The organism is Pseudarthrobacter sp. HLT1-3 (assembly GCF_059383535.1).
Window position 1 is genome coordinate 1 of the sequence record NZ_JBWZCJ010000027.1, and the last position, 19,306, is coordinate 19,306.

General features: G+C 63.1%; 20 protein-coding genes and 2 pseudogenes. 9 read left to right on the forward strand and 13 right to left on the reverse strand.

Features of this window, described 5'->3' with window-relative positions; translation table 11 throughout:
• Positions 1 to 240: 240 nt before the first annotated feature.
• The 3 genes from AC50X9_RS18635 (at position 241) to AC50X9_RS18645 (ending at position 3,289) form a co-directional block, all read left to right on the forward strand.
• A complete protein-coding gene (locus AC50X9_RS18635) occupies positions 241 to 690 on the forward strand; it encodes a hypothetical protein (RefSeq protein ID WP_494896022.1) in 450 nt (149 codons plus the stop codon).
• A gap of 892 nt (positions 691 to 1,582) precedes the next feature.
• Positions 1,583 to 2,767 carry an integrase catalytic domain-containing protein gene (locus tag AC50X9_RS18640; RefSeq protein ID WP_494896023.1) on the forward strand — a complete coding sequence of 395 codons (1,185 nt, stop codon included), beginning with the start codon at positions 1,583 to 1,585 and terminating at the stop codon, positions 2,765 to 2,767.
• A gap of 54 nt (positions 2,768 to 2,821) precedes the next feature.
• Entirely contained in the window at positions 2,822 to 3,289 is a 468-nt protein-coding gene (locus tag AC50X9_RS18645) for a hypothetical protein (protein ID WP_494896025.1), read from the forward strand.
• A 399-nt stretch (positions 3,290 to 3,688) separates the two neighbouring features.
• Here the strand turns inward: AC50X9_RS18645 and AC50X9_RS18650 are convergent, their stop codons facing one another.
• A complete protein-coding gene (locus tag AC50X9_RS18650; RefSeq protein WP_494896027.1) occupies positions 3,689 to 4,351 on the reverse strand; it encodes a DUF2182 domain-containing protein in 663 nt (220 codons plus the stop codon).
• 223 nt (positions 4,352 to 4,574) lie between these two features.
• Positions 4,575 to 5,192 (reverse strand): DUF1326 domain-containing protein, encoded by a 618-nt coding sequence (locus tag AC50X9_RS18655; RefSeq protein WP_494896031.1) that lies wholly within the window; start codon positions 5,190 to 5,192, stop codon positions 4,575 to 4,577.
• A 331-nt stretch (positions 5,193 to 5,523) separates the two neighbouring features.
• On the opposite strand from AC50X9_RS18655, the gene AC50X9_RS18660 reads away from it, so the two are divergent.
• The 3 genes from AC50X9_RS18660 to AC50X9_RS18670 all read left to right on the forward strand — a co-directional run bounded on the left by AC50X9_RS18660 (position 5,524) and on the right by AC50X9_RS18670 (position 7,328).
• Positions 5,524 to 6,117: a hypothetical protein gene (locus tag AC50X9_RS18660; RefSeq protein WP_494896036.1), complete on the forward strand. Its 594-nt coding sequence runs from the start codon at positions 5,524 to 5,526 to the stop codon at positions 6,115 to 6,117.
• A complete protein-coding gene (locus AC50X9_RS18665) occupies positions 6,026 to 6,337 on the forward strand; it encodes an integrase catalytic domain-containing protein (RefSeq protein WP_494896038.1) in 312 nt (103 codons plus the stop codon). The genes AC50X9_RS18660 and AC50X9_RS18665 overlap by 92 nt, the downstream gene beginning before the upstream one ends.
• Before the next feature lie 694 nt (positions 6,338 to 7,031).
• Complete coding sequence (locus tag AC50X9_RS18670) at positions 7,032 to 7,328, forward strand: hypothetical protein (protein ID WP_494896040.1); 297 nt, start codon at positions 7,032 to 7,034, stop codon at positions 7,326 to 7,328.
• A gap of 288 nt (positions 7,329 to 7,616) precedes the next feature.
• On the opposite strand, the gene AC50X9_RS18675 is transcribed toward AC50X9_RS18670, so the two are convergent.
• The 7 genes and pseudogenes from AC50X9_RS18675 to AC50X9_RS18705 form a co-directional block, all read right to left on the reverse strand.
• Positions 7,617 to 8,297 carry a haloacid dehalogenase type II gene (locus AC50X9_RS18675; RefSeq protein WP_494896042.1) on the reverse strand — a complete coding sequence of 227 codons (681 nt, stop codon included), beginning with the start codon at positions 8,295 to 8,297 and terminating at the stop codon, positions 7,617 to 7,619.
• 648 nt (positions 8,298 to 8,945) lie between these two features.
• Positions 8,946 to 9,368, reverse strand: a complete 423-nt coding sequence (locus AC50X9_RS18680; protein WP_494896044.1) for a YybH family protein — start codon at positions 9,366 to 9,368, stop codon at positions 8,946 to 8,948.
• 212 nt (positions 9,369 to 9,580) lie between these two features.
• Positions 9,581 to 10,349, reverse strand: a pseudogene (locus AC50X9_RS18685) (response regulator transcription factor).
• Positions 10,350 to 10,667: 318 nt separating this feature from the next.
• A pseudogene (locus tag AC50X9_RS18690) lies at positions 10,668 to 11,243 on the reverse strand (EAL domain-containing protein); the annotation flags it as partial.
• 33 nt (positions 11,244 to 11,276) lie between these two features.
• On the reverse strand, positions 11,277 to 11,990 hold the full coding sequence (locus AC50X9_RS18695; RefSeq protein WP_494896046.1) for a PAS domain-containing protein: 714 nt from the start codon (positions 11,988 to 11,990) through the stop codon (positions 11,277 to 11,279).
• A 72-nt stretch (positions 11,991 to 12,062) separates the two neighbouring features.
• Positions 12,063 to 12,746 carry a hypothetical protein gene (locus AC50X9_RS18700; RefSeq protein ID WP_494896048.1) on the reverse strand — a complete coding sequence of 228 codons (684 nt, stop codon included), beginning with the start codon at positions 12,744 to 12,746 and terminating at the stop codon, positions 12,063 to 12,065.
• A gap of 85 nt (positions 12,747 to 12,831) precedes the next feature.
• On the reverse strand, positions 12,832 to 13,113 hold the full coding sequence (locus AC50X9_RS18705) for a hypothetical protein (protein ID WP_494896050.1): 282 nt from the start codon (positions 13,111 to 13,113) through the stop codon (positions 12,832 to 12,834).
• A 381-nt stretch (positions 13,114 to 13,494) separates the two neighbouring features.
• On the opposite strand from AC50X9_RS18705, the gene AC50X9_RS18710 reads away from it, so the two are divergent.
• A complete protein-coding gene (locus AC50X9_RS18710) occupies positions 13,495 to 14,610 on the forward strand; it encodes an EAL domain-containing protein (RefSeq protein ID WP_494896052.1) in 1,116 nt (371 codons plus the stop codon).
• Between the two features lie 106 nt (positions 14,611 to 14,716).
• On the opposite strand, the gene AC50X9_RS18715 is transcribed toward AC50X9_RS18710, so the two are convergent.
• Complete coding sequence (locus tag AC50X9_RS18715) at positions 14,717 to 16,867, reverse strand: putative bifunctional diguanylate cyclase/phosphodiesterase (protein ID WP_494896054.1); 2,151 nt, start codon at positions 16,865 to 16,867, stop codon at positions 14,717 to 14,719.
• A 371-nt stretch (positions 16,868 to 17,238) separates the two neighbouring features.
• On the opposite strand from AC50X9_RS18715, the gene AC50X9_RS18720 reads away from it, so the two are divergent.
• Positions 17,239 to 17,337, forward strand: a complete 99-nt coding sequence (locus AC50X9_RS18720; protein ID WP_494896056.1) for an ANTAR domain-containing protein — start codon at positions 17,239 to 17,241, stop codon at positions 17,335 to 17,337.
• 310 nt (positions 17,338 to 17,647) lie between these two features.
• Here AC50X9_RS18720 and AC50X9_RS18725 read toward each other — a convergent pair whose 3' ends face one another.
• Positions 17,648 to 17,812, reverse strand: coding sequence for a hypothetical protein (locus tag AC50X9_RS18725; RefSeq protein WP_494896058.1), 165 nt, complete (start codon positions 17,810 to 17,812; stop codon positions 17,648 to 17,650).
• A gap of 336 nt (positions 17,813 to 18,148) precedes the next feature.
• Positions 18,149 to 18,577, reverse strand: coding sequence for a hypothetical protein (locus tag AC50X9_RS18730; protein WP_494896060.1), 429 nt, complete (start codon positions 18,575 to 18,577; stop codon positions 18,149 to 18,151).
• A gap of 188 nt (positions 18,578 to 18,765) precedes the next feature.
• On the opposite strand from AC50X9_RS18730, the gene AC50X9_RS18735 reads away from it, so the two are divergent.
• Positions 18,766 to 19,029, forward strand: coding sequence for a hypothetical protein (locus AC50X9_RS18735; RefSeq protein WP_494896062.1), 264 nt, complete (start codon positions 18,766 to 18,768; stop codon positions 19,027 to 19,029).
• Between the two features lie 39 nt (positions 19,030 to 19,068).
• Here the strand turns inward: AC50X9_RS18735 and AC50X9_RS18740 are convergent, their stop codons facing one another.
• Entirely contained in the window at positions 19,069 to 19,203 is a 135-nt protein-coding gene (locus tag AC50X9_RS18740) for a hypothetical protein (protein WP_494896064.1), read from the reverse strand.
• Between the last annotated feature and the right edge of the window lie 103 nt (positions 19,204 to 19,306).

The following is a 19,306-nucleotide window of genomic DNA, read 5'->3' on the forward strand; positions in this document are numbered from 1 at the left end:
TCAGGAGAGTGTTGAGTTCGGGGTTCACATACCGGGTTTAACACTCTCCGCCTCACTTTAAAAGCGTCCCCACCGTCCCAACCAATAGGAATTACTCATCTAGTAGCCACGCCTTTGTTTCTGTCAGCGCGCCTGAACACGCGCCCGGACGTCATCGGCGTCATCCTGTGTTGCCTGGCCATCGCTATGAGCCTGGGCGGTCCCTTGGCTGGCGTCCTATGCCGACTGTGGCCGACCGGTATGGCGATGAAACTCGGTCTGCTCGTGAATCTGGTCGCGGCGGCAGGCATGGGGCTGGTGTTGCTCTTGCCGACACCGCTGGCGATCACGGTGGCAGTGACTCTTTTGCTCACCCTTGCGGGACTTGGAATTTCAATCGTTCAGAGTACGTCGGCAGAGGCCCTCGTGGCCTCACCACCCGGGGGATCGGGGTTTGGGATCGGAATTCACAACATGCTGAAATTCGCGGGCATGGCCGTTGCCTATGCTTGGATCGCTGCTTTTCCCCCCGGGGAAAACCCGCTACTGACTTACATGGGAGTCGCGGCCGGGATCGCTGCGGCGTTTGTTTTTGTCTGGTTGACGGGGGAAGCTGCTCCTCCGGCCGGCGGGCGGCGTATAAGGTCGCGATACCGGGCCAGGCGGGGCGGGTCAAGCGGCCCGGGCGAACCCGATGGTGCGCTCCTGTGAACCGCACGTACGGGGCCGTTGTCCTTCCGTGGAGATCGGCAGTCACCCGGTTCTCTGCGATCCGGGCCAGAATCCCCGGACTTATGCAGTGCCTTGGCCGCGATTCATTTCGCCCTCGGCGACGAAGCCGATCAGCAAGTGTTCGGTGCTGTCAAAGGGACGCCTATCCGTGCCGATGCCCGAGTTCGACTGCACTTCGTGCCCGCGGGGTCAATCCCGGCGCCACGGGTAAGAGCGGTGGGTTTTGTGCAACCCCGGGGCCCGGACCTCGGTATGGCGAAACTACGTCCGAAGAGTTCGGGCACAGTCGCCAACAAGATCAGCGGCCCGACGTCGGAGATGACGGAGAAAACCACGGAAAACACGGGGAGTAGTATCTGGCGGTTTCCGCCAACTGGCCTCCGCTCTCACAGTTGTTGTTGTTGTTGTTGTTGTTCCCCTACTCCTTGTGAGATTCGGAGCTAGTTGAGCTCTTGTCGGACCAAGTTGGTCCAATCCCGGTCAACTTGACCTTGATCTAACTTGCTCCGAATCTCGCTATCACGTGTAGAGGCCGACCCGGTTGGGGCGCCGGATTGGTCGGAAGCAGGGACGAGGATAGTCGGAAGACAACGGTTGCCGGGTTTGGTTGTGCCTGCGCGACGAATCCCCCGACGTCCGGACAGAAATGCGCGAGTACCTTGTCGAACGCGGAAGGATCACGACGGGCGTCCCCAGCAACCCCCGGCTTCATGTTAACGCCCGCGGCCGAGAGTTCTTCACCCGGCGCGTTGACTCATAGAAAACCTCCGCGTAGCCGGATACGTTGCCTCAGTTGAAAACCTCCGCGTGGCGGCGTGGTTCACGGCGGTGGCAGCGGATGAGGGTTAAGCCCGTTTTCATGGAGCTAACGATGGCCCAGCGCCAGGCGGTGACAAAGAAGAAAGCCCTCGCCTACAAGAGCGCCGATCGTGCAGGGAAAACCCGGATCCTGAACGAGCTGGTCGAGTTGACCGGTTGGCACCGCGACTACGCCCGGACGGCCCTGCGGGAAGCCCTGGTACTGAAGATCGTGAAGCCCAGACCTGGGCGGACGCCGGTCTACGGCCCGGATCTGCTGCCGCCGCTGATCAAGTGCTGGGCGGTACTGCGCGCCCCTGCCGGCAGGCTGCTGGCACCCATGCTGCCGGTCCTGGTGCCGCTGCTGCGCCGGGACAAAGAGCTTGCGGTCACCGATGACCAGGCTGCACTGCTGATGCGCATGAGCGCCGCGACCATCGACCGCAAGCTCGCCGGCGAACGGGCGAAACTCTTCCCGCGGGGACGGTCACACACCAAGCCCGGCACCCTGCTGAAATCCCAGATCCCGGTCCGGACGTGGGCTGAGTGGGACGACGCCGTGCCGGGATTTGTGGAGATCGATCTGGTCGGCCACGAGGGAGGCAACAGCTTCGGGGAGTTCTGTTTCACCCTGACGGTGACCGATATTTCCACCGGATGGACGGTGAACCGGTCCGTGCGGAACAAGGCGGCTAAATGGGTCTTTGAGGCCCTTGAGCACGCGAGTGCTGTGTTCCCGTTCCCGATCATCGGCATCGATTCGGACAACGGCTCGGAGTTCATCAACGACCATCTGCTGGCCTACTGCCATGCGCACCAGATCACCTTCACCCGGTCCCGGCCGGGGAACAAAAATGACGGCGCCCACGTGGAGCAGAAGAACTGGGCCAGGGTCCGTGAACTGGTCGGATACCTGCGCTACGACACCGCCGCCGAACTGGAGAAACTCAACGAGATCTGGGAGCTGGACCGGATCTTCACCAACTACCTGCTGCCCCAGCAAAAACTCATCGAAAAACAGCGGCACGGCGCGAAAGTGACCAAGAAGCACGACGCACCGGCCACACCCCACCAGCGCGCGGTCCGGCACGAGAAGATGCGCAAGCGCCCAATCATCCGGATGAACGCCGCCTTCAAACAGATCAAACCCGGAGCACTCTCACGCCAAATCATGGCACTCACCGGCCAGCTGGAAATACTCTCCCGAGCAAAACAACCCGCCGCCGTCAAACCCATCAACAGGGCCTGGAACAACTGAAAATTCCGGAGGTTCTTCAATGAGGCAACGAAGCACTCAACCGGAGCTTTTCAGATGAGGCAACGAATCACCCTTCCCGGAGGTATTGCAACGAGGCAACAGGCCCGGTATATCCAGGATCAGGGCTGGCTCCAAGAGCTTTTCGGTTTGTCAGAAGGCCAGCTCAAGGCCGATGCCCAAGTGGCTATTCGTGACAACGCAACGCTCCTCCACGATCAGTTAGTGAAGCTGAGCGAGGCTGAGCGCCTGGCGCTCATATTGATGCTGACACTGCGGACGTTCTTGATGATGGTTTCGACCGAAGACCTGGACAGCGCTCACTGTATCTTTAGCGTAATGAACGCCCGAGGCCTTGATCTGTCGGCTGCGGACATTTTCAAAGCCGAGCTTATCGGGCGGGTTCCCGGCCACGAACGCGGCAATTACGCGGACAAATGGGAAGTGGCCGAAATCGAACTCGGCCGGGATGGCTTTGCCTCTGTTTCAGCACATCAGGATGATCGTGACGAGAGTCCGCGGTAGGCAGGAATTCCTCAAGGAATTCCGTGAACAAGTCCTGGATCCCTATCTGAAGAAGGGTACTGCCGTATCGTTCATCGATGACGTCCCCCTCCCGTATGCCGATGCGTACGGCACGGTGATCGACAGAAGCTACCAATCTGCCGGTTCAGCGGACCGGATCAACAAGTGGCTGGTTCGGTTCGGCCAGCTGGACAATCAGAACTGGGTTCCTCCAGTTCTTTGGGCCCTAAACATCATTGAAATGATGAGCAGTGGCTGGACACGTTTCTGCAGAAGCTGGAGCGGCTTGCCGCTACTATGTTCATTCGACGGGAGTACCAGACGCCTCGTGCCCAGCGGTACGCAAATCTGCTGAAGGATCTGGACGCAGCACTGTGCCCAGCGTGTCGGCCTCGCCCGCTACATCCCTGGGCCGCCCATGGCCGCAGTCGACAGGGCAACACCGAGCGCGATGACAGCCAGCGCCACCGCAACTGAGCGATTGGCGATTCGTTTCCACGGGAGCATCTTCTCGCCTGCGATGAACGCCCCAACCAACGCCATCCAGCCGATGCTCATGACACCGAGCGCAAACAGCGCCACCATCAGCGCCCAGCAGCATGCGACGCACCACGCTCCGTGCTCAATTCCCATGCGCAGCGCGCCACGGTATCCGGGGCGCATGCGGTGCAGGATGAAGTCCATGGGTGTACGGCATTTCATCAGGCTGACGTTCTTGGCGGGTGTCAGCTGATATGCCGCTGCCATCATAATCACCCCGGCCGCAAGGTACCGGCCGCCTTGATCCGAGCCGAAAATCCCGGGAACCAGCGACGCGACCCAGCCATAGAGGGAATAGGCCAGCACCCCGAAGGCCGTCCACACTATCAAGTACCCGGCCACGAACACGGCAGGGGACCCCGCTGGCGCATAGCGCCCCATTTTGCGTCGGTGGCTCTGGATTCTGGCGTAGGCGAGGACCATTGGTGCCATGGAAGGGAACATCATGGCGGCCAGCATGACAACCCACGTCGTGGCGAAGAATCCCAGCGGTCCCGGGTCGGTCCACGGGCCCATATCCATCCCGTTCAGCTGGGTGGCGGTAAAGACCCAGCTCGCCGCGGCGAGTACGAGCAGGACCGTGATCAGGCCCGCCTCCCGCGGATCGACGCGTGAGGGGGCTGCGGATGCAACGGAAGCAGCGGCAGGGGAGCGCGACGCCGAGGTAGCGGAGAAGGCGGCGCGCGCAACTGGTCGCGAGCCGCCTAGGGGGAACTGCTTCCTGTGAAACATCAGCAGACGGCGCTCACGCCCGCAACTTGGGGGCGTCCTCGGCCATCTCGCTTGCGAAGGTAAAGTCCGCGCTCTCACCGTAGACGCCGTCGAAATCAAGGCCAAAGAGGTCCGAGTGTCCCGGCGCTTTGCCAATCAGGAATTCCGGGGCGAAGCCGAACATCGCGTTCTTGATCGTGGTAACGCCGCCGTCAGGTCCAGGCAGCGGCTCAAACGTGAAGTTCACGTGCCCCGGCACTGAGGCGGACGGGGTGTCCCCGTCTGAGAACCTGACACTCGCGCGCTCCACTCCCAGCCATTCCCCATACAACGCCGCAAGATCCCCGAACGGTCCGCCGGCCTCACCGTGAAGGATGGTTTCCAAAGCGGTGGCCTGTGCTTCCGACGCGCCGTCGTCGATAACTACTCCCACCTTCCAGCCACCAGCGGTGAGATTCGACGGGAACCAGTTGCAGAACACGAAGTCGACGCCGGACAGATCCGTGTCATCGAGTTTTCCACGCGCAATATGGAACACATTCACGCCGCGACACTCGCCATTCGGCCCGGTGGGCAGACCGTCGACCGGGCACGGACAAATCAACTGGCAACTGCAGTTGCCAACATACTTTCCGGACATTTCCCACGACATGAGGACTCCTTCCAGGCGCCCCAGCCAAGCAGAAGCGGCCCAGAGTCAGCGCCGAGAAACTTAGAATAGGACAAATGCCCCGTTAAGGCAGACAGTATTCCGGCGAAACCAGCGTGTCAATATGCCGCGTTGACTCATAAAAAACCTCCGCGTAGCCGGATACGTTGCCTCACATCAAAAGCTCCGGGGAAGGTCGCCGCGGACATCCTTGAGGGATGGGATTGACGATGGGTGAACGCAAGGCCGTCACGAAGCACCTGGCCGAGTCCTACCGGGCTGGTGACCGGGCCAGGAAAGGGCGGATCCTGGATGAGCTGGTCGATTTGACCGGATGGCACCGGGATCATGCCGGGCGGTCTTGCGGCATGCGCTTGATCCGCCGCGGCCGCGGCCGGTCAGGCCGGGTCGTGCCCCGGTTTACGGGGCTGATCTGCAGGACGGACTCGTGCTTTGCTGGGCGGTGCTGCGGGCCCCGGCGGGGAAGCTGCTGGCTCCGATGCTGCCGGATCTCGTGCCGATGCTGCGGGCCGAGAAGGCCCTGGACATCACCGATGGGCAGGCGGCGCTGCTGGCCCGCATGGGCGCGGCGACCATCGACCGGCGGCTGGCGGGTCAGCGGGCGAAGCTTTTGCCGCATGGCCGTTCCCATACGCAGCCTGGATCGCTGCTGAAGTCACAGATCCCGGTCCGAACCTGGGCCGAGTGGGACGACGCGGTGCCGGGTTTTGTCGAGATCGATCTGGTCGGCCACGACGGTTCGAACAGTTCCGGCCAGTTCTGCTTCACGCTCACGGTCACGGATATTGCGACCGGCTGGACGGTGAAACCGGTCCGTGCCGAACAAGGCACAGAAGCACGTCTTCGCGGCCCTGCAGCACGTCCTGGCTGTCTTCCCGTTTCCCGTCATCGGAGTCCATTCGGATAACGGTAGTGAGTTCATCAACAACGAGCTCTTCGAGTTCTGCCTCCAGCACCGGATCACTTTCACCCGGTCCCGTGCCGGGAACAAGAACGACGGCGCCCACGTCGAGCAGAAGAACTGGTCCCGGGTCCGCGAGCTCGTCGGCTACCTGCGCTATGACACCGCCGCGGAACTGGAACTGCTCAACGAGATCTGGGAACTGGACCGGGTGTTCACCAATTAGCTGCTGCCGCCGCCGCCGACCCGGCCCTGTCGCGGATGACCGTGTTCCGGATGAACGCCCAATACAAGAAGATCAGGCCAGCAGCCCTCTCACGGCAGATTCTTGCCCTCACCGGCCGGCTTGAAACCATCGCCACCGCCAAACAGCCCACCCCCGCCAGACCCGCCGTAAACGCACAGTGGAACCGCCGCGACAACCGGAGGTTTTCATTTGAGGCAACGACTCAACGTTCCCGGGGGTATTGACATGAGGCAACAGGGATGCCCCGCAGTCCGTGAAGAGGGCATCTTCACAATCAGATCCACGGGGATGAAAAATCCGGGGTGCACCACAAACGCTGGGACGCCGCGAGGCCCTCGACCAGGTGAGCGACGGAGATGTGATGGTGGAGGTGGACGCGAGTTTAAGTCGTCGCCGGGGAGCCGTCCGTGGTCCCGGCCATCTGTAAATGGCTGGGTTGCAGATTCCGCTATCGCTATCGCCGCGGCGCCGGGGCATCACCCAAAGGCTGCGATGGGGTTGAGTCTCTCCACGAGGGATTCCACGATGCGCTCCCGCCCGGTGCCACATGATGAACCTCGAGCATCCCATAGTGCCAGCGGTTTCGGACCCGTACGCAAACTCGTTGACATCCGACGTGACCGGGTCTATTGGTTGGCATGTCCAACACACCCAGACCGGCCAAGGAGTAGATATGGAAGCCGCGCCCTACGGAATCGTGCATTTCTTCGCGGGAGGCACGAAGGACCAGTACGAAGCCTCACTTGCCGCTGTTCATCCGGGGGAGGGGCGCCTGCCCGACGGTCAGATCTTCCATGCCGGAGGCACTTCTGCCGGCGGTTGGACGATCATGGCTGTCCACGAGTCGAGGGAGAGCTGGGAGAAATTCCGCGACAATATCCTCCTTCCCCGGATGCAGCAGGGCATCGAGGGCGGATTCGAATCGCCACCGGAAGAGACGGTCATCGACTTGTACAAGATAATGCCCTAGCGATGCGGGGAGGCCGCCGTCGAGGAGTCTGGAGGGCGGGCTGGCGTGCGCTTATGGAAAGGAGACGGGCATGGCCGCCGTAGTGAACTACTTTGAGATCGGCTCTGCCGACCCGGATGCCGCACGGAGCTTGCCTTGCAGCATCGATTGTGCCGATCTCGATGAAGGTATGGACGTGGCGTCCTAGCACCCCATGGCCCGGTTCGGCAGATCGAGATCAGGCCCGTGTGGCCGCTCGGGGAGTAGCAATTCGCCCGGAGGCCGGCATCGAAGATAGAGGCAGGGATGTCAGTACGCTGCTGCCAGGGCCGCGGGAAGCTCGGTCAGCGCGGTTACTGTGAATTCAGGAGCCTGAAAGTAGCTGGGGTAGCTTCCCCCCGCCCTGTTCAGCCATGCCGTGCGCAGGCCCGCGCGTGCGGCGCCGTGGATGTCCCATGGATTGACGGCGACCAGTACCATGTCAGCGGGGTCGGCCTCGCAGGTGGCGGCGGCATATTCGTAGGATGCCCGTGCAGGCTTCCATGCGGCCGCGTCTTCGACCGAGAGTAGCGACTGAAACTCGTCACGGATTCCGGCGTCGGTGAGCAGCTTCCCGGCGATCTGGGAAGAGCCGTTGCTGAGTGTGATGAGCGGGAACCCGGCAGCGGCGAGTGCCCTAATTCCATCCGGGACGTCCTGATGTAAGCTCAGGCCCGTCATGCCGTCCATGACATGCTCGACCGCGGTCTCAAGTGGCTGGTTGAGTCCCACTCCGGTAAGAAGTCCCCGCAGTGCCTCGGCCCCGATGGCGGCGAAAAATTCCTTGTCGCCGCTGGCCGTGAGGGCGAAGCCGTCGCGCAGCAGGGTAGCGAACCAGAGTTTGGCCAGTTCAGCCGGCGCACCGATCTCGCTGAAGCGTTCGCCCATGGGGGACATGTCGGAGCGAGTTTCGTTGACATCGAAGACGATTACTGGCATTGCGTTGGTCATGGAACTCCTTGTTCTGGTGTGCAGTCTCGTCGTTCAAGTGTCCCGCTGTCCTTGCGTTAGGGAGTGCCACAGGTGCTACCAGGCTTCAAGATGGTGGCACACGGGACATTTGCGGATTCTTAAGTGTTGTAGTGCCAGCGCCGGCGGCCGCAGTGCACTTGATTGCAAATGAAGGTTCGCTCCCGTGGTGGAAACCCTGGCGTACCTGATCACAGCAGCCGTCCCCGTACTCTTTTAGGACTGAACAATTTGCAGTTTTGAGGTCACCTGTTGTTGGACGGCCCTTCGAGACAGCCCATGTCCGTGTCGCGCCGCGAAATACTGAAGCTCTGGGGAGAGCCAGTCTCATTATTCGATCGTATTTGAGATGCCAGGGAAGAAGGCTGCGACCGCCTGCCGTCTCAACGCTGTAGCAGCTTATCAATGGCCGCCAATAGCTTGTGTGCCCACGGGCGGCCAGCAAAATGCCCGCTGGTGGCAACGGGGTGCCCGGGTGGTTTGGTCAAGATGTCTGGCCTGGCATGTCGCACCGTGGACCGGGGCACGCCTGGGACAGTGGGCTCGGCGTCGAGCGCACGGCCGTTGGTCCGGCCGGTCACGTGCGTTTGCAACCCTTGGCTGGGCTCGGAGCGCGTGATTCCGAGGGCGTCATTTTCGTAGGACGGCGTCCGGGGCCTGCGAGGTGGTGATCGGGTCTGCGTGGCGGTGCACGAGTGCCCAGGTTTCGCCTTCGAGGCGATAAATGCTCGTTACCCGCAGATCAAACGGCGATATTTTGTCGCCTCCTCCGACCTTGGCCTGCCAGTGTTCGATGTCCAGGAAGCAGGCGAGATTCGTAGTGACGTGCTTGGTGAGGGCATCAAAAGCCGTGACGCGTCCTTCTTTGAATCGTGCAGCCGCTGCGTCGAGGGCCTCTGACACTGGCTCCCAGCCCACCACCGGAGGGCCCCAGGGATTAGCAAGGGAGACGTCTCTGCTGTGGGAGAAAATGGCTTTGGCGGGTTCCGGGTCGCCTTTAGCAAACTGATTTACCGCTTGATGAAACTGGTCTATGACGTCGTCAAGCTGCATGGGTCCCACCTTCTGACTCATAAGGTCGCAACATCCAGACCACCGTGGACGGCCCGCGAATGAACCGATATGGACCGGTCTACGCCCGGCAGAAAAATTCGTCAAGGAGCGCGGCTTGAGCAACTGGCAGAAGCATTTGTGCTCATCATCGTCGGGGCGGGGCCGCTACATCCGGAAGGGCGGGGAGACGGTATGAGCCTTGTCGGGGCCCGCTATATACGTCGGTTCTCCGGCGGCTCTGACCTTTTCGCTGCAAGCCGGTAGCCCACGCCCCGGACGGTCTGTAACCAGCGCGGCGATTGCGGATTTTCCCGGAGCTTTCGACGGAGGTTTCCGAGATGCACCTCAACGGCTCGCTCATCTGATTCACTGATGTAGGTGTCGTCGGGGTAGTGCTCTCCCCGGACAACGCGGACCAGCTGAGTCCTTGAGCGAACTTCTCCGCCTCCCTGCAGCAGCTCGTGAAGAAGGTCGAACTCGCTGCGCGTCAGTTCAACTGGGGCGCCGTCCACGGCAGCGGTATGCCTCTTGTAGTTAAGCGTCAACCCATTGTGTCGGAAGACCGAATCGTCCCGCTGAACGCCCGCATCCGAGGTTGCATGGCGCGCGGGGGCCGTGTGGTCCCCGGAGTTCTGTTGGCGGGGCCTGCGCATCATGGCGGCGATTCTTGCGCGCATTTCCCTCAGTCGGAACGGTTTTGTGATGTAGTCATCGGCTCCGGCGTGAAGTGCAGTGAGCAGGTCGGGCTCTTCTGTTCGTCCGGTGACCATCACCACGTAGGCGTTGCTGAACTGCCGGATGCGCCGCAGGACCGACATCCAGAATCACGACATCGGCCCGTTGATCGCGCACCACCTCAATGCCCTCTCGCCCGCCGGAGGCAATGTGGATTACAAATCCCGACTGTAGAAGCGCAGCCGCAAGAAGATCGCGCATGTCTGCGTCATCCTCGATTACGACAGCAACGTCTGAATCGATCATGGTCCCCCTTGTTCGAAACGCCGCGTCTGCCCGCACCGAGGCGGTATTCAATGCGACAGTGCCCAAACTACAAGGAACCAGCAAGCCTTGCACTATTTGTTAAGCTCAGAGTCGTAGTTGTCAATTGCCATGACATGTTTGTTCAAATGGAATTCCCTGTGGCTCAGGTCCAGGCCGCGGCGCAGGAGGCTGTCAGGGAAAGCACCGGCGCTATGATACGGCTGTGCCCGCAGAAGCGCGGGCCAGCACCCTGCAGCAGGTACGCGATGCGCTGATGCAACTCCTCGCGCCGGAGATGACGGGAAGAGTTGCGTTCGCTCACTTCGGGCGGCGCGGACCCGGGCCTGAGTTCTCGTACCATGCGGCCCAGTCCTTCGGGTGGACGGAGGGTCTGCCGATGAGATAGCCCTGTCCTGCGGTCATGCCGATCCCGGCGACTGCGGCAAGCTCTTCGGGTGTTTCGATGCCTTCGGCGACAAGGGTGGCGCCGATCTGCCGGGCGAACTCGGCGAGGGCGGCACCGAGAGCGCGTTGGCCCAGGTCGTCGTCAATCCCTGCGATAAGGCTGCGGTCCAGCTTGATGATGTCGGGCCTGACGTGCAAAATATGGCGCATGGAGGCGAAGCCGGAGCCGGCGTCGTCGACTGCAATGCGCAACCCCCGCTGCCGGAGCGGTTTCAGGGCAGAGATGAGGGGGCCATATTCCAATACTGCCAGCCGTTCCGTCAGTTCCAGGACGATTCTCTTCAGCGGCAGACCGGAACGTTTCAAAAGCTCCGGGAGCCGCGGGTCCAGGCAGGTCAATGGTGAAATGTTCAGGGCCACGTATATGGAGGGAGGCAGTGCCAGTGCTGCATCCAGCGCTGTCTCCAGGGTGGCAAAATCGAGTTCGGAAACGAGACCGACGACCGCGGCCTGATCGAACCATTATTCCGCCACGGCCCCGTCCGGCTCGACGAACCGCGACAGCGCCTCGACACCGATGAGGTGTCCTGTGGTCAGGTTATGGATGGGCTGGAAGGCGGTCAGGAGCAGGTTCTGATCGATCATCGCCAGGACCCGGGCTCTGCTGCGTGAGGCAGCCGCCTCCTGTGCTGTTTCCGGTGAGAGGAGCCGGCCGGTGCCTTCGAATCCGACGCGTTGTCCTGCTCTGGCGTGGCGGACGGTGCCGGAAACGTCCATCCACACCGTGGTGCCGTCCCGGTGTCGGCAAAGTGTGATGGCTCCGCTCCACTCGGAGCCGGATTCAATGCCCGATGCCTGCGCGGCTTGCCATGCACTTTCGAGGTCTGCAGGCTCGATGACGGTGCTGCAATGCTTGCCAACAAGGTCCGAAGGCGACCAGCCCAGCATGGTGGCGCTGGCCGGATTGGAGAACGTGAAGATTCCCTGATCATTGATCGCCCACACCCATTCGCGGCTGGTGTTCATGACCGTTTCCATAAGTTGGGCGTCATTGCGGGAGCTGATTCTTTCCTCGCGGTGATTTCTACGGAACCGCAAGGCAAGGAGGGTAGCCGTGACGATCGGCATCACGATCAGCGAGCCGGCCAGCGTCTGGACTGCGGGATGTTCCAGCATGCCGGCAGGATCCAGGATCAGGGCGGCACCGGCTGTCAGGGAGAAGACGACCTGGACCACCAATACGCACACTAAAGCGTCCCGCACCCGAGGCGCACCCGATTCCTTGTCCGTCATGCCATTACCCCCTGTTTAGTCGACTGAAGTCATTCCGCGATACGCGCGTGCTCGCGCTGGGCACGTCGGGTGCCGGGTGCGGCGGCTGCGGCTCGGTTCCGTCCACGCAGGCGCCTCACGAACCCAGCCGCCAGGACCGATGCCAGGAGAAGGACGACTGCCGCTCCGGAGCGGCAACCACGGGAAACCGTCCTCGGGTACCGTGGCCTCGGTCTGACCTGGGCCCACGTCCGGGAAGGTGACCGTCGCGGACGCCGTCCGCTCAAGCAGGCCGCTCATTAGCTTGATCTGGGCCGTCCAGGGCCCGTTGGGGAGTGCAGCCGGGGTAGTGAAGGTGACGGTCTGGGCGTTGCCCGGGGCGAGGGCTGTCGCCTTCTGCAGGTTGAAGGGGCCAGCGGAGAGACCTCCCGGGCCAGCTGTCAGGCTGAGTCCGCCGGTGACGTCCAAAGCGCGGCCGCCCGTGTTCGTGACAACGGCACTCAGCACAGGGTTTCCATCCTTGCGGCGACCGGCGGTGACGGAACCAATGGCAAAGTCAGTCGGCTTGCCGTTACCCGGCCCCACGGAGAGATAGATGCGGACGCCGAGCCGGTTGACCTGCACGACGCCGCCCTTGTCAGCGGGGCTTCGTACTTCGGCCCAGATGGCGCCGTACTGCTCCCCTTCGGCCGCGTCGGCCGGGACCTTGATGGAGGTCAAGACTTCTGTAGCGGCCCCGGGGACAAGGTCAACCTGGGGCTGGGCGACCTGGGTCCAGGCGGTGAGGTCGCTCTTGACCGTGGTGTCATCTCCGGTGAAGACGCCGGCCTAGACGTGGGCAGTCCCCGGGTATACGGATGGTCTGCGCGACCGTGGTGTTGTTCTCCACGCGGACCCGGCGCTTGATTTCGGTGGCGGGTGCGAGCCTGTCAACGATGTAGGTGCGTGCCCTGGGATCGTTCTGGGCGCTGGCAGGGACATCCAGCAGACGTATTCCGATGCCCTCCGACTGACCGGGGGAGTGCGCTGTCGCGGCCGCGCTGGCGCTGTAAGCCGCGGTGGCGGGAACCGCCGAGAGGAGTGCCATCAGGGGACCTTTGCTGGAATCGAAAATATCCAGGAAGGAGCCTGGCCTGCCACGGAGAGTCCAGCTTTCGACAGGCCCCCACGGTCTACATCAAAGTTACCCACGCCCATCGGGTCCGGGCAGAAACTGCGCCCATCCTGCCGAACACATGCGTTAGCTCCCGAATCAGGGCAAGGATCCTGCGCCACAGCCGAATGGAATCTTTCTTTCCGAGTCCCCTGACGACCTTCATGAGGAACCGCCCGAACGGCACCGTTGTACAGTGTGTTTCACGCTCCTAGGTCTCCTGGTCCGCACCCGTCACCACGCGGTCAGGAGAAACGGGGGAGCGGCCAGGCCCGTTCCGGACTCAGCCGGAACAGGGGAACAAAGGAATAGCCAATGTCGATGGACCCATCGTCCAATCCGGAACGCACCAACGCCGTTTATCCCGCTGACTCGGGGGCCACCGGCCAGGTGAGTGATGACGTGCCGGGCATCCGGAAGCAGGCCGCCGAGATTATCGATGCCGTTTTGTCCGGGTCTGCGCCCGAGCAGGCATCCGCCCGTGAGCAGCTGCGCGAACATCTGGCGGCCCATCCGGGACGCCCGGACATTGCGCTGGCGGCACACCTGACCGCGCTCAGGTCCCTGACCACCTTCCCTCCAATGAGCCCGGAGATGCCAGGGCCGGTCCGCGTACCGGGTGCATGGCCACCGGCTGGTGATTTAACCCTGCAATCGGACAAGAGTGTGAGCTCGAGGATAGAAGCGGTCCTGAAAGGCAGGATGCTGGTGACAGCGTTCCAGCCGATACACGAGTTCGCCATCGGCGGCGTTGTCGGGGCTGAGGCGCTCACCCGGTTCGTCAGTACCGGGAGCGACACCGCGGAGGACTGGTTCGCAGGAGCCCGGGACGCGCGGCTGGGAAGTGATCTTGAATTCGCGGCGCTGGAATCCGCCCTTACCGCTGCGAAAGAGCTCCCGGAGCGCCTTTATGTGGCGCTGAAACTGTCCCCCGCCACATGTCTGGACCCGCTCCTGGCTGGGCTCCTGGAGCGATCGGGAATTACTCCTGAACGCATTGTCTTGGAACTCACCGAAGCTTTGACATGCGAGCAGCCCGCTGCGCTTGTCGCGGCGCTGGCGCCGCTGCGCCGCAACGGGGTCCGGCTCGCGGTTGACCATGCGGGCTCGTATTTCGCCTCGATCCGCCACATCAGGCACCTCCGGCCCGAGATCATCAAATTGGACCGCAACCTGATTGCCGGAATAGATAGTGACACCTTGCGCCATGCCCTCGGGGAGATGCTGGTCGGGTTAGCCGAACAGATCGGTGCCGTAGCGATCGCCCAGGGAATCGAAACCTGTGCAGAACTGGCAGCTGCGACCGATCTCGGGATGACCGCAGGGCAGGGCTATTTCCTGGGTCGTCCGACCACGCTCCGGGCAGACTGGAACGGCTGGAACGTCGTCGGACTCGAAACCTTCTCGGTGACTGGTCCCGACCAGTCCTAACTACCTCCCGGCCCCTGGCAACAAATACCGACGCGGGGCGCCGGAGTCCGCGCAGAGGCAGTCCCAAAGCCGGCCCCGTCCTCGGGCGGTGTGTGCGGTGGTTGTGTCAGCTGCCGATCATGTCTTCGAGTTCGACGTCGGGCGCCGGCTGGAACCGGGTGCCAGAGGTCAGCAGCGCCTCGATCATCTGGGAGGGCCCGGGCCGGGACAAGTGGTATCCCTGTCCCATATTGCATCCGAGGCTGCGGAGAAGGTGCAGTTGTTCGGGTTCTTCGATTCCTTCGGCGATCACGTCGAGGGAGAGTTTGTGGGCGAGGCCGAGGATTCCTTCGAGCATGGCTGTTGCGGGTGTCTGGCTTTCCTGCGGGCTGAGGAAGGATCGGTCGATTTTGAGGATGTCCGCGGGCAGCGCAGCCAGCGTGCTCAGGGAGGAGAACCCGGTTCCGAAGTCGTCGATAGCGATGCGGACGCCCCAGGATTTGAGTGTATTGATGGCGCTGATTCCCCCGTCAACGTTGTTCGCCAGGGCTGTTTCGGTGACTTCGAGGACGACTTTGTCTGCTTGAGCGGCGGGGTCGGAGAGGATCCGATTGATGGAAGCCAGACTGCGGGGGTCCCGGAGCTGGAACGTGGAGAGGTTAATCGCGATCCAGAGGTCCGAGCAGCCCGGCAGGCTTCGGCGCCACGTGGCGGCTTGTTGGGTTGCGGTCTCCAGCACCCAGCAGCCGATGGCGTCGATGTCGCCGGTTTCTTCGGCCAGGGTGATGAACTCTGTCGGGGGCAGTACGCCCAGGGTGGGGTGGTGCCAACGCACGAGTGCTTCAACGCCGACGATTGCCCCGGTGTGCAGGTTGGTGACGGGCTGGTATTCAACGCGGAGCTGCCCCGCGGGCGTGGCCGCGGCAAGGTCGGCTTTGAGGGCGGCCCGGTATGCCATGTGGTCATAGCCTTCGGCGTCGAAGAGTTGGTAGCGGTCTTTACCGCCGTGCTTGGCCATATACATCGCGAAATCCGCTTGCCGCAGCAGGGTGGAGGGGTCCTGCGTTCCGGGACGTCTTTGGGCCGCTCCCGTGCTGACTGTGACCATCAGGCGGTTTTCACCAAGCTGAAACGGTGCGCGCATGGCCTCGTGGATCCGTGCCGCGACCGCGCCGGTCCCGGAGCTAGCCTCCTGGTCCGTGACCAGTATTGCGAACTCGTCCCCGCCGAGGCGGGCGACCAGGTCGTTGGGGCGCACGCAGCTCTTGAGCCGTGCAGCGAGCTGGATGAGCAGGGCATCGCCGCTGTCGTGACCAAGGGAGTCGTTGACATTCTTGAAATCATCGACGTCGATGAACAACAGTCCTGTGTGGCGGGCCCTGCGGTCCCGGCCAGGGCTGAAAGTAGCGGCAAGGCGTTCAGTCAGCGCGGTGCGGTTGGCGAGTCCGGTGAGGGGATCGTGGCTGGCCCGGTGAGTGAGTTCCTCGTGGCTGTCGTGGACGGCGGCGGCCAGGGAGTTGAACGCCTGCGCCAACTCGCCGAGTTCATCGCGGCGGATCACCTCAATGCGGTGGCGGTAATCGCCGGCGCGCAGCTTTGCGACGCCCCGGCGCAGACCCACCAGAGGCTGGATCAGGTACCTGATCATTCGACTGCGGAAGTACAGCACCGCGGCCGCGGTCAGGCAGAACAGCGCACTGCGCGCCACGATCACGAGCTGTTCAAGCCTTGCGCTGGAAGCGAGCCCCATATCCAACGCCTCAAGGGACGAACGCTCAATACCGTCCAGTTGCGCACGGATACGGGCGCCGGCTGCGGTAAAGGCAGGAACTTCGGAGAGACGGTCCACTTCGGCAGCCTGAACCTGGTCTGCCCACAAGCCATGGGCCGCCAGGTTCTCCTGCCATGCGAGGCGGGCCTCAACGACGTCTGCCCGCATGGTCATCTCGGTTGGAAGAACCACGGAAGCTTTCTCGAACAGGTCTGAAAACTCTTGCTGCCGCTGGGTGTAGGCAAGCCGGTCCGACGGTGCACCGGAGAGCAAAAGAAGTCCCGTCTGCTCGTGGGCATCCAAGGCGGCCCGCAGGCCGGCGATGATGTCCGACTCGGTATGGAGCCGTGAGGCTGCCGAATGCACCTCGTTCATGACTCCCCGGACACCGACGACCGTCGCCGCGGCCCCGAGCAGCACCGCGAGGAACATCAGCAGGAACGCCCAGGACCATTCACGTTGCAGACTCCAGGTCCGGGCCGGAGCACCAGGCAGGGCTCCGGACACAGTGGTAGCCCTTGAAGGGACGGCAGGGCCGATACCTGGAAACCGACAGCCACAATCACAGGACCGGCCAGGATCGCCGTCGACCGGGCTGCCAGCCGGCTGCGCTCTGCGATCGTCTTCGACGGTGTCGACCAGGCCGTGCTCTGTCATCATCTGCCTCCGGGAAGGTGCAGGCACGCGCCGCACCGCCAACTGGAGCGTAGCGGAATCGTTCCAGTATCCCCGCAAACGTGACGTTACCTAAACAGCCCGGGCAGGGGCCCGGATCGATGAAGAACACGTGACGCGGCGTCGGGACGGCCGGGACCTGACAGGGGCCGGGTTGTCCGGTTCCGGAGCGACCGGGTTAGCGTCATCGGCTTCGGGCGATCATGGCGACAAACCGGTGCTCACGAAGGAAGGCATTCGCATTCCTCAAGGATGCGTCCCATACCCGCAACACCAAGGTGAGGGACATCGCGAATGGGTGATCGCCTCGATCGCCGGAACAGCCGACGTCCTGGCACACTCCGAGAAGTAAATCCTCGGCCCACCCCTGCCGGAAGCGGGCTTGGGGTTGTTGATTTCGGGGACTTGGACCCTTACCGGCGCAGTGGAACCCAGGTAGGTATGGAGATGCCGCGGAGGTCGGCTTGCCCGTTCTGGGACGGGGCACCGTGGCGGTGGGGCCCGGGTGTGGCGTTGGAACTCGCCCGGGCCCCTCCCACTCTGAGGACATTCTGCCCTCCCGGGGGCCTCACGCGCGGGCGGATGGCGACGTAGCATCGGGGTAGATGGCGCCTAGGAGCCGAAATGGCGTACCGGCGACGGTTTCTCCTTGAAAAGTACCCGCACCTCGCTGACGAGGAGGCACCCGTAGCGTTCCCTGAAGACGTCCCAGACGAGGCCGATGAGGTAATCAGCGTGGTTGACGAAATCGTCGCGGCCGGTGGACCCGACCTTCACTGACCCGGCATTTCACACTGACCCAGCGTCCACCGAGTCGCGACTGCTACCCCAAACGCCAAATTCTGCGCCGAGGCGCGGTTACCCTGATCCGAGAGCCGACCTTCAGACGCCCGGTCTTATCGCCGGCTCCCAGCAGCCCGGGTTCCACCGGGCGTATCGGGAAAGCCTCCGCGCGAGTCCAGGACTCAAGCGCGGAGGCTCCCGGTTCTCCAAGCTGGGGGGACTGGAGAACCACTCTCAGGGTACTCGCAGTCGTGACGTCCTGGCCGCACCGCTGCCGGGCGGTGCGGCCTTCCGGTCACCGCTGGCGGGGGCGGCCGCGGTTCTGCCGGTTTATCGTCCGGGAACTGCGGCGTTCAGGAGCTTGATCTTGGCGCGGTCGAGTTCGCGGCGGCGGCGCTTGTACCGCTGGGTGTGGATCCCCACGCCGAGGGTGTGTTCGTGCTCTGAGTCTGAGTCTGAGTCTGAGTCTGAGTCTGAGTCATAGTCGTGGTGTCGTGGCCAGGCGTTGCCTTCCTGCCGGAAGGCCACGAGCTGGGCGCGGCGGTGGTGCCAGCGGGCTTCGTCCGCCACTACGCGGTGGTTTTCTGCCCACCCGGGCACCCGGGCGAGTCCTTCGCTGTAGGCCGGGTCCAGTTTTCCTTCGGCTGCTTCGCACCGGCGCCCGGACAGCCACCGCGCCATCGACCGTTCGCCCTGGTCAGCCGAATGGCCGTCAGGGAGCCGGCCTTCGGCCGAGACCAAGGCGATGACCTCGTCCATGCGGGCAACGTCCCAGGGGGAGGGGCAAGGCACGGGTACGGTGCCGGCGGCGGCCTCGAGCGCAGGGTCTTGCCGGCGGGCGATGACCAGATGGTATCCGACGGTGGCGAGCTGATTGAAGCGCGTTCGCGATCTCCCTGGACAGGCTCCTCTACGCCAAGGACAACCACCTGCTCGGGTCAGACCTGGTGCGCACCTACGTCCGGAACGTGGACCGCACCACCCTGATAGGGCAGCAGGCCCACGACGTCGCCACGCTTCGGGCCGGGATGCAGGCCATCACCGGCCGCAAAGAAGTCCTCGGCAGCCGCTACGGCGAACTGACAGTCGCCGTCCGCGACGTCGGCGGATCCGTGTTCGACTGCGAAACCGATGCCTGGGCCCACGAGGTCACGGGCCGGATCGGCGCCGGCGAACTCAGCCGCCGGGTTGCCGCCCGGGCCTCGACTTGACGGTCTGAGCCCCGCCAGCGGGCGTATGCGATGGCGGGGTCAGGCCTCAACGGCCCCGGCCATGATAATGAACACCGCCGGGTCCTCGTCCAGGAACATCCGCCGCGGCGTCGCCCCGCCGAAACGGATCCAGATGATGCTGCCGTCGACGGTCCTGTCCTCAACTATTCCCACGCCCAAGTCAGCGGGCCCGAGGCGGACATGGACGTGCTGACCTGTCAGAAGCGCGCTGCGTTGTGCGGTCGTTCCGGACATTTCATTGGTATGCACTATGTGC